Genomic DNA, 13778 nt, shown 5'->3' on the forward strand with positions numbered 1-13778 from the left:
CGAAGCCCCCGTCCGGAGATCCGGGCGGGGGCTTCGTCGTACGGGTGGGTGTCAGGCGGTCAGCTGACCTCGGTCTCAGAGCCGAGCTTCGACACGTCGGGGTTGAGGCGCAGGTAGCGCTTGACGCGGTCGTTGCGGACCATGCGCCACAGCTCCTCGCCCTTCTCGTCGTTGAGCAGGACGATGCTCTGGCCGTTCGCGTCCTTGCCGAACCGAGGCTCGGCGAGCGGCACCGTCATGAAGTCGACCTCGTCGACGTTGAGGCCCTTCATGTTCCACGCCAGGTCGGTGATGGTCGAGACGGAGAAGTCCTCGTCGATGGTGAGGTGCTTGGCGACCGACGCCACGGTCTTCTGGAGGGAGATCGGGTTGCTGATGTTCTCGCTGCTCATCATCTTCTTGAGGAGCAGCCGGATGAAGTTCTGCTGGCGCTTGATCCGGTCGAAGTCCCCGTCGCCGAGGCCGTAGCGGGTGCGCACGTACTGGAGCGCCTTCTTGCCCTTGAGCTTGTGCCAGCCCTTCTCCCAGCTGACCTTCTGGGAGGAGTCGTAGAACGTCTCCGGGATGTAGACCCGGACGCCACCGACGGCCTCCGTCATGTCGCGGAAGCCGTCCCAGTCCATGATCACCATGTGGTCGAGCCGCAGGTTGGTGAGGTGCTCGACCGTGGAGATCGCGCCGTTCGGGCCGTAGTTGGCGAACGCCGCGTTGATCTTGTCCTGGCCGCGCTCCTCGCCCTCCTCGTCGTAGATCGTGACATAGGAGTCGCGCGGGATCGAGATGACCGAGACGCGGCTGCGGTCGGCGGAGACGTGCGCGACCATGATCGTGTCGCTGCGGTGGATCCGCCCGTCCTTCCAGCGGCCGTCTTCGCCGAGGTCTTCCTTGATGGACGACTTGTTGTTGTTGCCGTCGGCCTCGGCGTCAGCGCCGAGGACCAGGATGTTGAGCGCCTCGCCGGGGGCCGGGTCGGGACGGTTCTCCTCTTTGATGCGCCCGGTGGCGACCTGGTCGATGTCGCCGAGGCTGCGCATCATGGAGAAGGCGTAGGCGCCGGAGCCGACCAGGAAGACGGAGAGCACGGTCAAGATCGCCGTGGCCACCCAGTGGCGGCGCACCCACCTCTGCGGCTTCTCAGCGCGCCGCTTGCCCGCGCCCTCGTAGTCGCTCATCCAACTCCCTGTTCAGTACATGCCATCGAGCATGACGGCAGCCCTGGACGTCGTGGCCGGGGCTGCAATCCCCTCATTCTGCCTCAAGACCGGCGATCATCCCAGGCGAACGGTGTCACTTCTGCTGAGTGCACCGCTGTCCAGGACGAGCGTCACCGGGCCGTCGTTCACGAGCTCGACCGCCATGTCGGCTCCGAACCTTCCACGTTCGACGGTGGCTCCGAGTTCCCCGAGGGCCTTGCAGAACTCCTCGTACAGGGGCTCGGAGACGGGGCCCGGCGCGGCCTCGCCCCACGACGGGCGGCGGCCCTTGCGCACGTCGGCGTACAGCGTGAACTGGCTGATGACCAGCAGCGGTGCGTCGACGTCGGAGGCGGAACGCTCGTCGCGGAGGATCCGCAGGTTCCAGATCTTGGCGGCCAGAGCAGCGGCGTCGTCGGCGCTGTCGGTGTGCGTGACGCCGACCAGGACCACGAGCCCAGGTCGGTCGAGCGCGCCGACGACCTCGCCGTCGACGCGGACGGAGGCTGAGCTCACTCGTTGGACGACCGCACGCACCCGCACATTCTGGCGGGTGCCGCCCGGGCGTCAACCCTCGGACCCGCCCGTAGACTGGCGCCATGCCCTTCGAGATCCCCGAGGACCTGCACCCCGACATCCTCGGATTCGCGTGGTTGCTGGGTCAGTGGCACGGCAACGGGCGCGGCGACTACCCGACGATCGAGGCGTTCTCCTTCGAGCAGGACATCGCCTTCGCGCACGACGGACGTCCCTTCCTCCACTACTTCAGCCAGACCTGGATCACCGACGAGTCCGGCGAACGCATCCGGCCCGGTGCCCTCGAGACCGGCTTCCTGCGTCCCGGCGGCCCCATCGACAAGGCCAAGGGCCCGGTCGAGCTCCTGCTGACGCACCCGACCGGGTTCGTGGAGATCTACTTCGGCGAGATCGACGGCCCACGCCTGACGCTGCAGACCGACGCCGTCGTCCGGACGCCGACCGCCAAGGAGTACACGGCGGGTCAGCGGATGTACGGGCTGGTCGAGGGCGACCTCATGTACGCCTACGACATGGCGGCCCAGGGTCAGTCCATGCAGTCGCACCTGTGGGGACAGCTCAAGCGTGTCTGACCACGAGGCCCCGACCTACCGCAGCCCTCTCCTCGACCTCCCTGGGGCGGTCGAGGGGGAGGGCGTCGACCGCGGCGTGGCCGCTCACTACGGAGCGATCAGCACGGAGCAGCGTGCGCTCGAGGCGGGCGACGCCTTCGTCGACCTCTCCCACCGCGACGTCGTCACGATCACCGGGCCCGACCGGCTCGGCTGGCTGCACTCGCTGACCACGCAGGCCTTCGAGGGTCTGCCCCCGGGCACGGCGACCCAGGCGCTCGTGCTCTCCCCGCAGGGGAGGGTCGAGCACGCGTTCCACGGCGTCGACGACGGCGAGACCTTCGTGGCGCACACCGAGCCGGGCCGAGGCGCGGCGCTCGTCGCGTACCTCGACTCGATGCGCTTCATGATGCGCGTCGAGGTCGCTCTGGCGACCGAGTCACAGGCCGTTCTCGGGCTCTCCGGGCTCGGCTTCGCGGTCGTCCCGCGCGCCGACCTGCCGTCGGCGCCCGACTCGTACGGCACGCCGGTCGGCACGTGGGCCTGGGAGGCGTTGCGGATCGCCGCGGGCGTCCCGCGTCTCGGTCTCGACACCGACGACAAGTCGATCCCCAACGAGTACGGCTGGCAGTACGACGCGTCGACGCAGACGCCCGACCTCCTGCAGGCCGTCCATCTCGCCAAGGGCTGCTACCGAGGCCAGGAGACGGTCGCACGCATCCACAACCTCGGCCGTCCGCCGCGGCGCGCGGTGCTGCTGCACCTCGACGGGTCGGCGGAGCACCTGCCGCCCCACGGGTCGGACGTGCTGCTCGACGGTCGTCGAGTCGGGTTCGTCGGCTCGACCGCTCGCCACCACGAGCTCGGGCCGATCGCACTCGCCGTCGTCAAGCGCAACGTGCCGCTGGAGGCGACGTTGCTCGCGGACGGCGTCGCCGCGTCGCAGCAGGCGCTGGTCGACCCGGAGGTCGGCCTCCACGTGCGTCCGTCCCTCTGAGCAGGTTGCTAGGGTCGCCCGCATGCGCATCTCGGTCATCGGCTGCTCGTACCTGGGAGCCGTCACCTCCTCGTGCCTGGCCAGGCTGGGTCACGACGTCACAGGCGTGGACATCGACCCCCGTCTCGTCGACGAGCTCTCGGCCGGGCGCGCGCCCTTCTTCGAGCCAGGCCTCCAGGACCTGCTGAGCGAGCAGGCCGGTACCGGACGCTTGCGCTACACGACCGATGCCGCCGCGGTCGCGGGAAGCGCCGTGCACTTCGTGTGCGTGGGCACGCCGCAGCGCATGGGTGAGAACGCCGCCGACCTCAGCCAGGTCGACGCCGCGATCGAGGCTCTGCTCCCGTCGCTCGCGCCCGGTGACGTGGTGGTGGGCAAGTCGACGGTGCCCGTGGGGACCGCCACGCGGCTCGCTGCCCGGATCGCCGAGGCCCAGCCGGAGGCGACGCTCGTCTGGAACCCGGAGTTCCTGCGGGAGGGCTTCGCCGTCGAGGACACCCTGCACCCCGACCGGATCGTGTACGGGCTTCCCGACGGACCCGCGGGAGCGCGCGCCAAGCTCGTCCTCGACGAGGTGTACGCCGCGCCGCTTGCCGAGGGCACCCCGCTGGTGGTCACCGACTACCCGACGGCCGAGCTGGTCAAGGTCGCGGCGAACTCCTTCCTCGCGACCAAGATCTCCTTCATCAACGCGATGGCAGAGCTGTGCGAGGTCGCCGGCGCCGACGTGACCGCGCTGGCCGACGCGATCGGGCACGACGACCGCATCGGACGCAAGTTCCTCAACGCCGGGATCGGGTTCGGCGGCGGGTGCCTGCCCAAGGACATCCGCGCGTTCATGGCGCGTGCCGGCGAGCTCGGCGCCGACCAGGCGCTGACGTTCCTGCGCGAGGTCGACACCATCAACCTGCGCCGTCGCGACCGGGTCGTCGAGATCGCTCGCCAGGTCCTCGATGGTTCGGTCATCGACCGGCGCATCGCTGTGCTCGGGGCGGCGTTCAAGCCCAACAGCGACGACGTCCGCGACTCCCCGGCCCTCGACGTCGCCGCGCGGCTGCACGTCCAGGGCGCCGAGGTGCGCGTCACCGACCCGCACGCGATCGAGAACGCGCGCCGGACCCACCCCGGGCTCACGTATCTCGCTGGCCTCGACGAGGCCGTCGAGGGCGCGGACCTCGTGCTCCTGCTGACCGAGTGGCGTGAGTACGTGTCTCTCGACCCTGCGGAACTTGCCAAGCTGGTGCGCACGCCGATCGTCATCGACGGTCGCAACGTCCTCAACCCGCGGGCCTGGCGCGACGCCGGCTGGACGTACCGGGGCCTCGGCCGGCCGTAGCCGTCAGGCTCGGTGCCGGACGCTCTCGGAATCCTCGCGCGGGTGCGCCTTCGGCGGTGGGTCGGTGTGCCCGTAGCCGTATCCGTACCCGGTCCACCCGCCCTCGCGGGACCGCGTCGACGTCATCGTGAGCACCGTCCCGAGCAGTCGCCCGCCGCCGCTGGTGAGGCGTTCGACAGCCTGCCGGACCTGATCACGCGTGGCCTTCTTGGCGCGGACGACCAGGATGGCGCCGTCTGCCTGCGAGGCGAGCACCGCGGCGTCGGTGATCGGGAGCAGCGGCGGGGCGTCGACGATGACGATGTCGTACGCGCCGGCGAGCGCCGTCAGCGTGTCGGCCATCGCCTGGCTCTGGAGCAGCTCGGCCGGGTTCGGCGGGACCGGCCCGCTGGTCAGGACGTCGAGGCACTTGTTCGTCGTGTGCTGCACCGCCTCGGAGAGGCTGGCGCGTCCGATCATCACCGAGGTGAGACCGACGTCAGACGGCAGCCCCATGTACTCCGCGACCCGAGGGCGGCGCAGGTCTCCCTCGACCAGCACCACGCGGTGCTGGGCGATGGCGAGCGTGAGCGCGAGGTTCGTCGCGGTGGTCGTCTTGCCCTCCTCGGGCACCGCGCTGGTGATGACGAGGACCTTGCGGCTGGCGTCGACGTCGACGAACTGCAGGTTGGTGCGCAGCACGCGGAACGCCTCCGTGCGCGGCGCGAGCAACCCGATCTGCGTGACGAGCGGGCTCTTGCCGGCAGAGGAGTCGTACGGGATCGCTCCCAGGACGGGAGCGTCCGACACGTCCTGGAGGTCGTCGCTGCTGCGCACCGAGGTGTCGAGCGTCTCGCGGAGGATGGCGGCGCCGACGCCGACCAGCAGCCCGATCACCAGCGCGAGGCCGAGGATGCGGACGATGTCGGGGCTGGTGGGTGACTCAGGCTCGAAGGCCTTGTCGACGATGCTGGCCTTGATCGGCGCGCGCTCGCTGGTGCCCGCGGTCTCGAGCTCACGGACGTAGCGGGTGAACTCGGTAGCGGTCGCGTCCGCGATCGCCTGCGCCTGCTCGGGGTCGGGGTCGGTCGCGCTCACCTCGAGGATGACTGTCTCGGGGACGACGGACGCGCTGAGGTGATCGGCGAGCTCGCTGGGTGCGACGTCGAGCCCGAGGCGCCCGGCGACACGTTCGGCGATCTCCTGTCCCGTGATCAACGTGGCGTACGAGGCCACACGCTGCTGGGAGAACAGACCGCCCTGGTAGGCGTCGCTGCCCTCCGCCTGCGGCGTCGAGACGAACAGGCGGGTCGTGGACGTGTACTCGGGGTCTGCGCGCGCGATCACCACGCCGCCGAGCGCGAGAGCCAGCGCGACGCAGCCGACGACGATGAGCCAGCGTCGCCGCAGCACCTGAAGGAACTCGTGAACTCCCACGGGGGCCTCCTTCACGGGGATCCTCGTTCACCCTAGGGCAGCGTCGCGGGGTCGGCGACCGGCGCGCGTACGACATGCCGATGTCGAAAAGCGTCGCTAATGTCCACCCTCAAGGCGGTCCCTCGCAGCGAAAGGAACCTGTGGCACCTTTGCGACAGCTGCTTCGCCGACGCCGATCGATGGTGCTCGCGGCCTATGACAGCCTCGCCTGGATCCTGGCGACGGCTGCGGTCCTGGTCGCGCGCTTCGACGGAAACCTCGAGCCCGTCAGCGGTGCGGGGCTCGCGCTGCTCTGCGCGGTCCTGGTGGTCAGCTTCCTCGCCTTCGGTCGGGTGTTCCGGCTCCACAGCGGCCGCGCGGTCACGGGCAGCCTCGAAGAGGTGGTCCTGGTCACGGGCGTGGGGGTGACCGCGGGCCTCGTCGGCTTCTCGCTGAACTTCGTCAGCGACCCGCTCTGGACGCCTCGCGCCGTACCGGTGGGCGCCACTGTCGGCGCGGTCGCGTTGATGGCGTGGGGTCGTGTGGCGTGGCGCCGGTGGAAGGAGCACGACGCGCGGTTCGAGAATCCCAGTGCGACACCGGTGCTCATTGTGGGCGCGGGCGAGGGTGCCCGGCAGCTGATCCACGCGATCCACCGCGATCCTGGTGCGGGATGGCGCCCGGTGGCGCTCGTCGACGACGATCCGCTCAAGCGGCACCTGCGCATCGAGGGAGTGCCGGTCGTCGGAGGGCGCGACGCGATCGCGGACACGGTGCGCGAGCGGGGCGTCGAGGCCATCATCGTCGCTATCCCCTCGGCCCGTCGCCACGTCGTCCGCGCCGTCGCCGACGTCGCCCAGGAGGTCGGCGTCGACGTCAAGGTGCTCCCGCCGGTCGCCCAGATTCTTCACAGCCGGGTCGGCCTCGACGACGTCCGCGACCTCGACATGAGCGACCTGCTCGGACGTGCGCAGGTGGAGACGGACCTGCGCGCGATCTCGGCTTGCCTGACCGGCCGGCGCATCCTTGTCACCGGCGCAGGTGGCTCGATCGGCGGCGAGCTGTGCCGCCAGGTGCACCAGCTCGGGCCGAGCGCGCTGATCATGCTCGATCGAGACGAGTCGGCGCTGCACTCGGTCCAGATGGACGTGTACGGGCGGGCGCCGATGGACGGCGACGACGTCGTGCTGGCCGACATCCGCGACGCGCAGACCATCGGCGCGACCATGGAGGCCTACCGCCCCGACGTCGTCTTCCACGCCGCGGCGCTCAAGCATCTCCCGGTGCTCGAGCGCTTCCCCGGTGAGGCGGTGAAGACGAACGTCTGGGGGACGCGCAACGTGCTCGCGGCAGCGCGCGCGGCAGGCGTCCAGCGGTTCGTGAACATCTCGACCGACAAGGCGGCGAACCCGGTCAGCGTCCTCGGATACTCCAAGCGGGTGGCCGAGGGTCTCACGGCCGCGTGCGACCGCGAGGCCGACGGGACGTACTTGAGCGTGCGGTTCGGGAACGTGCTCGGCAGCCGCGGTTCGGTGCTCACGTCTTTCGTCCAGCAGATCGCCCAGGGCCGGGCGGTGACGGTGACCCACCCGGACGCGACGCGCTACTTCATGACGATCGAAGAAGCGGTGGGGCTCGTGATCCAGGCGACGGCGATCGGCGCGGGCGGCGAGGTCCTCGTGCTCGACATGGGAGACCCCGTGAGCATCCATGCGGTCGCTCGCCGGCTCATCGCGTTGTCGCACGCCTCGGTCGGCATCGAGTTCATCGGTCTGCGGCACGGGGAGAAGGTTCACGAGGAGCTGTTCGGGCAGGGTGAGGTGGACACGCGGCCCGCGCATCCCTCGGTCTCGCACGTGCCGGTTGCTCCGCTGCCGTTCACGGCGGTGCAGTCGCTCGATCCGTGGGCTCCCCCTCCGGTCCTGATCCGCGGGCTCGAGCGCCTGGCTGGCACGCTGCGTCCGTCGGTGTTCGAGGAGGCCGGATGACGACACGTCCGGCGCGCGCGGTCTCCGCACCCCCGATCCCCTTCTCGCGACCCGACATCACCGAGGAGGAGATCGACGCGGTGACCCGGACCCTGCGCGGAGGCTGGGTGACCACCGGTCCGGCGGCGGCAGGATTCGAGGTCGAGCTCGCCGCCCTGGTCGGCGGCGGGGTGGAGGCCGTGGCGGTGAGCTCGGCGACGGCTGGGCTCCACCTGGCGCTGGAGGCGTGCGGGATCGGCCCGGGGGACGAGGTGATCGTGCCGACGTGGACGTTCACCGCGACCGCCGAGGTCGTGCGCTACCTGGGTGCCGACCCGGTCGTCGTCGACGTGGACCCGGTGACGCTGAACCTCGAGCCCGCCGCCGTCGAGGCCGCGATCGGTCCTCGGACCCGCGCCGTCCTCGTGGTGCACTTCGGGGGGCTGGCCGCCGACACCGCCGGGATCGCCGCTGTCGCGCAGGCGCACGGTGTCCGGGTCGTCGAGGACGCGGCCCACGCCCTCCCCGCCTCGCGGGACGGGGCGGCGGTCGGGTCGGCGCCGCACTCCGACGCCGTCGTCTTCAGCTTCTACGCCACCAAGCCGGTGACGACGGGGGAGGGCGGCATGCTGACGACGCGTGACCCGGCCATCGCCGACCGTGCCCGCGTCATGCGGCTCCACGGCATCGACCGCGACGCGTTCGACCGCTACCGCACGGCCTCCGCCGGGTGGGCGTACGACGTGGTCGCGCCCGGCTTCAAGAACAACCTGCCCGACCCCGCCGCCGCGATGGGCCGGGTGCAGCTGCGACGCGCGCACGCGATGCGGACGCGCAGGGCCGCGATCGCGGCGACGTACGCCGCGGAGTGGGCGCACCTACCGCTCGACCTCCCTGCGTCGGGCCGCCCCGACGACCTCCATGCCTGGCACCTGTTCACCGTGCGGTTGGGCGACGACGCTCCCGTCAGGCGCGATGTGTTCGTCGAGGCGCTCGCGCGACGGGGGATCGCGACCAGCGTCCACTTCATCCCGCTGCACCGGCTGACCTACTGGCGTGACTCGCTGGGCTTGCAGCCGGACGCCTTCCCGGTCGCCGAAGACGCGTACGGGCGGGTCGTCAGCGTGCCGCTGTTCAGCGCGATGACCGATGACGAGGTCACACGCGTCGTCAGCGCCGTGAGGGAGGTGCTGGAGGCATGAGGCGCGTCGTGGAGGCGGTGCTCGCTGCGGCGGCCCTCGTGGTGTTGGCCCCCTTCCTCGCCGTGCTCGCGCTGGCAGTGCGTCTCGACTCGGGCGGGCCGGCGCTGTTCCGTCAGTGGCGCGTCGGACGAGACGGTGTCCCCTTCCAGATCGTCAAGCTCCGGACCATGTCCGACGAGAGACTCCGGGCAGGTGCCCCGCTGGTCACGACGGCAGGCGACCCGCGGGTGACCCGGGTCGGGCGCTGGCTGCGGCGGACGAAGCTCGACGAGCTCCCGCAGCTGGTCAACGTCGTGCGTGGCGAGATGGCGTTCGTCGGGCCACGTCCCGAGGTCGCCCGCTACGTCGCCCTCTGGCCCGACGAGCTGCGCGACGAGATCCTCTCCGTACGCCCCGGGCTGACCGATCCGGCGGCCGTCGCGTTGCGGCACGAGGAGGAGGTGCTGGCGGCGCAGCCGGACCCCGAGCGCTACTACCGCGAGGTGCTGCTGCCGCAGAAGGCGGCGATGTACCGCGACTACGTCCGTACGCGTGGGGTGGGGCGCGACGTCACGATCGCCGCCCGGACGCTGCGCGCGGTGGTGAGCGGCTGATGCGGATCGGGATCCTCTCGCAGTGGTTCGACCCGGAGCCCGGGCCGGCCCGGCTGCCGGGTGCGCTCGCCCGTGCGCTGGACGGGCGCGGACACGAGGTGCGGGTGCTGACCGGTTTCCCGAACTACCCGGACGGCGTCGTGAAGGACGGCTACTCCGTACGGTGGCGTGCCGACGAGGAGGTCGACGGGGTCCGGATCCGGCGCGTGGCGCTCTACCCCAGCCACGACGCCTCGGTCGTGAGGCGGGCCGCGAACTACGCGTCGTTCGGACTCTCCGCGGCGACGGTCGGCACCTCGTTCTTCCGCGGCCTCGACGTGGTGTGGGTGTCGAACTCACCGGTGACCGTCGGGCTCCCGGTGTGGCGTCTCACGCGGGCGATGCGGCTGCCGGTGCTGCTGCACGTGCTCGACCTGTGGCCAGACAACGTCGTCTCGTCAGCGCTCGTCCGCTCGCGGCGCGGGACGGCCGCGATCGCGTCGGCGGTGCACGGATGGAACCGCTGGATGTACGGCAACGCCTCCCACGTCGCCGGCATCTCCCCGAGCATCGTCGGGCTGCTTGAGGGCCGTGCGGTGCCGCCAGAGAAGCTCTCGTACGTCCCGCTGTGGGCGGACGAGGAGTCGTTCCGTCCGTGCGAGGGCGATCGTGTCCGGCGTGACCGCGGCGTCCCCGACGACCGGGTGGTGGTCCTGTACGGCGGGACGCTCGGTCGAGCGCAGGCGATCGACCACCTCATCGAGGCGTGCGGACGCTACCCGGCCGACGCGCCGCCGGTCGACGTGTGGATCGCGGGCAGCGGGGTCGAGGAGGAGGCGCTGCGCGGGCTGGCTCGGCGACGGGCGCACCCCCACGTGCGGGTGAGCTTCCTGGGCCGGGTGCCGACGGCAGAGATGGCGGAGGTGATGGCTGCCGCCGACCTGCACTACGTCGGCCTGCGGGACGACGCCAACAGCACCGTGACGATGCCGAGCAAGCTCCAGGCCACGATGGCGTGCGCGCGGCCGATCCTGCTCGCGATCGGCGGCGACGCAGCCGACGTCGTGGAGCGCTCCCGCGCCGGTTTCAGCGTCGCGCCGGGTGACACGGAGGCATTGGCGGCCGCGCTGGCGAACGCCGCGCGGCTCGGACGGGACGGGCTGCGAGCGAAGGGTCGCGCGGCCCGTGCCGCATACGACCGCGAGTTCTCCCTGGCGGCCGGCACCACGCGTATCGAGGGGATCCTCGCCGACCTGCATGCGGGGCGGGCGGCATGAGCATCGAGGTCCGTCCTGCCCGCCTCTGCGACGTCGCCGAGGTCGTGCGCGTCCACCGGGCAGGCTTTCCGGGGTTCTTCCTCACCTCGCTCGGGCCACGGTTCCTTGTCGCCTTCTACTCCGGCCTGGTACGGCTCGACCTGGGCATCCTCTTTGTCGCGCTGCGCGGGACGGCGGTGGTCGGCTTCGTCGGCGGATCGCCCGACCAAGCGAGCTTCTACCGTGCCCTGCTGCGACGACGCGGCCCGCAGCTCGCGCTCGCCGCGTTGCCCGCGCTGCTGCGCCGACCGGCGAGCACCGCGCGCCTCCTGCGCGGGCGCGAGCGGTTGCACGACGACGAGGCCGCCGCCGTCCCCGCCTGCCTGATGTCGCTCGCGGTCGACCCCGCACTGCACGCGCACGGGTACGGGCGGGCGCTGGTGCAGGCATTCGAGCACGAGCTCCGCAGTCGCGGGAGTGCGGGGTACGTCCTGACCACCGATGCGGACGGCAACGACGCGACCAACGCGTTCTACCGCAGCCTCGGACTGGTCCGGACCCGGACCGTCGTCACACGCGAGGGCAGACGGCTCCACGAGTACGCGAGGCAGTGGACGGACCAGGAGGCCATCTCGTGAGCGCGCGGTATCTGGTGACCGGAGGGACCGGCTCGTTCGGCTCGACCATGGTGCGGCGGCTGCTGGCTGGCGACGCGACCGAGGTGCGCGTGCTGAGCCGTGACGAGGCCAAGCAGGACGACCTGCGTCGGGTCGTCGGTGACGACCGCCTCCAGTTCTTCCTCGGCGACGTCCGCGACGCCTCCAGCGTGCGCGAGGCCGTCGACGGCGTCGACCACGTGTTCCACGCCGCCGCGCTCAAGCAGGTCCCCAGCTGCGAGTTCTTCCCCATGCAGGCGGTGCGGACCAACGTGGAGGGCAGCAGCAACGTCGTCGAGGCCGCGAGCGCCGCGGGGGTGACCTCGGTCGTCTTCCTGAGCACCGACAAGGCCGTGTACCCGATCAACGCCATGGGCATGTCGAAAGCGTTGATGGAGCGGGTCGCCCAGGCGTACGCCCGCAGCCGTCCGTCGTCGTCGACGACGGTGAGCATCACGCGGTACGGCAACGTGATGTTCTCCCGGGGGTCGGTGATCCCGGTCTTCGTCCGACAGGTGCTTGCCGGTGAGCCGCTCACGATCACCGACCCGACGATGACCCGCTTCCTCATGTCGCTCGAGGAGTCGGTGGACCTCGTCGACTACGCCTTCGACCACGCACGCCCGGGTGACCTGTTCGTGAGGAAGGCACCGGCCTGCACGATCGAGGTGCTCGCGCGTGCTGTCGCGGCGGTGCTGGGCGTCGACGACCCACCGATCAAGGTGCTCGGGGCGCGGCACGGGGAGAAGCTCTTCGAGTCGCTCCTCGGGAGGGAGGAGCGCGCCCGGGCTGAGGACGCCGGTGACTACTTCCGTGTGCCGCTCGACGCGCGCGGCCTCGACTACGAGCTGTTCGCCGACACCGGCGGCGGCTCCGACCTCACGCTCGACGAGGACGACTACAGCTCCCACAACACCACCCGCCTCGACGTCGACGGCGTCAGCGCTCTTCTCCTCGGGCTCCCCGAGATCCAGGCCGCTCGGGAGGCGGTCGGATGAGGGTCGTCGTCACCGGGTCCGCGGGCTTCCTCGGCTGGCACCTGAGGTGTCGCCTCCAGGCGTCAGGCGGCGATGACGTGCTCGCGCTCGACCGGGTGGGATTCGCCGACCTCGAGGAGGCCGTCGCCGACGCCGATGCCGTCGTGCACGTCGCTGGAGTGAACAGAGCGACGAACCACCAGGAGGTCGTCGAGGGCAACCTCGCTCTGGCTCGCGGCGTCGCGGCAGCGGTGGTGCGGTCGGGCCGTGCTCCGCGGCTCGTCTTCGCCAACAGTGTCCAGGCCGGCAACGGCACGCCGTACGGGGAGGCGAAGCTGCGGGCGTCGCACATCCTCGCGCAGGCCGCTGACGCGGTCGGCGCACCGTACGTCGACGTCCTTCTCCCCAACCTGTTCGGTGAGCACGGGCGGCCCGCGTACAACTCGTTCGTCGCCACCTTCTGTCACCAGGTCGTCGCGGGCGAGCAGCCCGTCGTGCAGGACCGCGACGTCGAGCTGCTCCACGCCCAGGACGCCGCGGCAGCCCTGCAGGAGGCGCTGGCGGGGCCGACGCGGGTCGAGCGTCCGGAGGGAGCGGTGACGCGGGTGAGCGACGTGCTCGCGATGCTGCGCGACTTCGACGACCGCTACGTGCACGGCGAGGTTCCCGACGTCACCTCGCGACTCGGGCGCCGGCTCTTCAGCACCTACCGCACGGTCGCCTTCGAGCAGCGCGGGCCGTTCAGCCTCGACCCTCGCCGCGACGACCGCGGCTGCCTCGTCGAGACCGTACGCGCACACGGGCGGGGAGGGCAGTCGTTCCTGTCTCTGACCGTCCCCGGCGCGCTGCGCGGCGGGCACTTCCACCTGGAGAAGCTCGAGCGGTTCGTGGTCGTACGGGGCCGCGCGAGGATCCGGTTGCGGCGGCTGTTCGCCGACGAGGTCCACGAGTACGACGTCACGGGTGACGAGCCGGTGGCGATCGACATGCCGGCCATGTGGGCCCACGACCTGATGAACGTGGGCGACGACGAGCTCGTGACGTCGTTCTGGACGGACGCCGTGTTCGACCCGGCCGCTCCCGACACCTATCCGGAAGCGGTCGAGCTCGCGCACGCCGGCGGGAGGCTCTTGCCGTGA

General features: G+C 71.1%; 13 protein-coding genes. 10 read left to right on the forward strand and 3 right to left on the reverse strand.

All coding sequences use genetic code 11. The annotated features are described in order from the left end of the window. Positions 1-59: 59 nt before the first annotated feature. Positions 60-1172 (reverse strand): LCP family protein, encoded by a 1113-nt coding sequence (locus NYZ95_RS01605; RefSeq protein ID WP_262848038.1) that lies wholly within the window; start codon positions 1170-1172, stop codon positions 60-62. A 96-nt stretch (positions 1173-1268) separates the two neighbouring features. Beyond that, positions 1269-1730, reverse strand: a complete 462-nt coding sequence (gene dtd, locus NYZ95_RS01610; protein WP_262848040.1) for a D-aminoacyl-tRNA deacylase — start codon at positions 1728-1730, stop codon at positions 1269-1271. A gap of 62 nt (positions 1731-1792) precedes the next feature. Here dtd and NYZ95_RS01615 point away from each other — a divergent pair, with 62 nt between their 5' ends. From NYZ95_RS01615 to NYZ95_RS01625, 3 genes are read left to right on the forward strand one after another with little or no spacing between them, the layout of a single operon-like run. After that, positions 1793-2302, forward strand: coding sequence for a heme-binding beta-barrel domain-containing protein (locus NYZ95_RS01615; protein ID WP_262848041.1), 510 nt, complete (start codon positions 1793-1795; stop codon positions 2300-2302). Beyond that, on the forward strand, positions 2295-3278 hold the full coding sequence (gene ygfZ / locus NYZ95_RS01620; protein WP_262848043.1) for a CAF17-like 4Fe-4S cluster assembly/insertion protein YgfZ: 984 nt from the start codon (positions 2295-2297) through the stop codon (positions 3276-3278). The genes NYZ95_RS01615 and ygfZ overlap by 8 nt, the downstream gene beginning before the upstream one ends. 22 nt (positions 3279-3300) lie before the next feature. Continuing rightward, a complete protein-coding gene (locus tag NYZ95_RS01625) occupies positions 3301-4614 on the forward strand; it encodes a UDP-glucose dehydrogenase family protein (protein ID WP_262848045.1) in 1314 nt (437 codons plus the stop codon). Between the two features lie 3 nt (positions 4615-4617). Here the strand turns inward: NYZ95_RS01625 and NYZ95_RS20265 are convergent, their stop codons facing one another. After that, complete coding sequence (locus NYZ95_RS20265) at positions 4618-6030, reverse strand: tyrosine-protein kinase domain-containing protein (protein ID WP_262848047.1); 1413 nt, start codon at positions 6028-6030, stop codon at positions 4618-4620. Positions 6031-6212: 182 nt separating this feature from the next. On the opposite strand from NYZ95_RS20265, the gene NYZ95_RS01635 reads away from it, so the two are divergent. Genes NYZ95_RS01635 through NYZ95_RS01665 form a run of 7 tightly spaced genes read left to right on the forward strand, consistent with a single transcriptional unit; the run spans position 6213 to position 13778 of the window. Next, on the forward strand, positions 6213-7997 hold the full coding sequence (locus NYZ95_RS01635) for a nucleoside-diphosphate sugar epimerase/dehydratase (RefSeq protein ID WP_262848048.1): 1785 nt from the start codon (positions 6213-6215) through the stop codon (positions 7995-7997). After that, positions 7994-9178 (forward strand): DegT/DnrJ/EryC1/StrS family aminotransferase, encoded by a 1185-nt coding sequence (locus NYZ95_RS01640; RefSeq protein ID WP_262848050.1) that lies wholly within the window; start codon positions 7994-7996, stop codon positions 9176-9178. Before NYZ95_RS01635 ends, NYZ95_RS01640 begins: the two co-directional genes overlap by 4 nt. Further along, positions 9175-9771 carry a sugar transferase gene (locus NYZ95_RS01645; protein ID WP_262848052.1) on the forward strand — a complete coding sequence of 199 codons (597 nt, stop codon included), beginning with the start codon at positions 9175-9177 and terminating at the stop codon, positions 9769-9771. Before NYZ95_RS01640 ends, NYZ95_RS01645 begins: the two co-directional genes overlap by 4 nt. Continuing rightward, complete coding sequence (locus NYZ95_RS01650; protein WP_262848053.1) at positions 9771-11027, forward strand: glycosyltransferase family 4 protein; 1257 nt, start codon at positions 9771-9773, stop codon at positions 11025-11027. The genes NYZ95_RS01645 and NYZ95_RS01650 overlap by 1 nt, the downstream gene beginning before the upstream one ends. Continuing rightward, positions 11024-11644 carry a GNAT family N-acetyltransferase gene (locus NYZ95_RS01655; RefSeq protein WP_262848055.1) on the forward strand — a complete coding sequence of 207 codons (621 nt, stop codon included), beginning with the start codon at positions 11024-11026 and terminating at the stop codon, positions 11642-11644. Before NYZ95_RS01650 ends, NYZ95_RS01655 begins: the two co-directional genes overlap by 4 nt. Beyond that, positions 11641-12660, forward strand: coding sequence for a polysaccharide biosynthesis protein (locus tag NYZ95_RS01660; RefSeq protein WP_262848056.1), 1020 nt, complete (start codon positions 11641-11643; stop codon positions 12658-12660). The genes NYZ95_RS01655 and NYZ95_RS01660 overlap by 4 nt, the downstream gene beginning before the upstream one ends. After that, positions 12657-13778 carry a polysaccharide biosynthesis C-terminal domain-containing protein gene (locus tag NYZ95_RS01665; protein WP_262848058.1) on the forward strand — a complete coding sequence of 374 codons (1122 nt, stop codon included), beginning with the start codon at positions 12657-12659 and terminating at the stop codon, positions 13776-13778. Before NYZ95_RS01660 ends, NYZ95_RS01665 begins: the two co-directional genes overlap by 4 nt.

It is taken from the genome of Mumia quercus, from assembly GCF_025506335.1.
Taxonomy (GTDB): Bacteria; Actinomycetota; Actinomycetes; order Propionibacteriales; family Nocardioidaceae; genus Mumia; species Mumia quercus.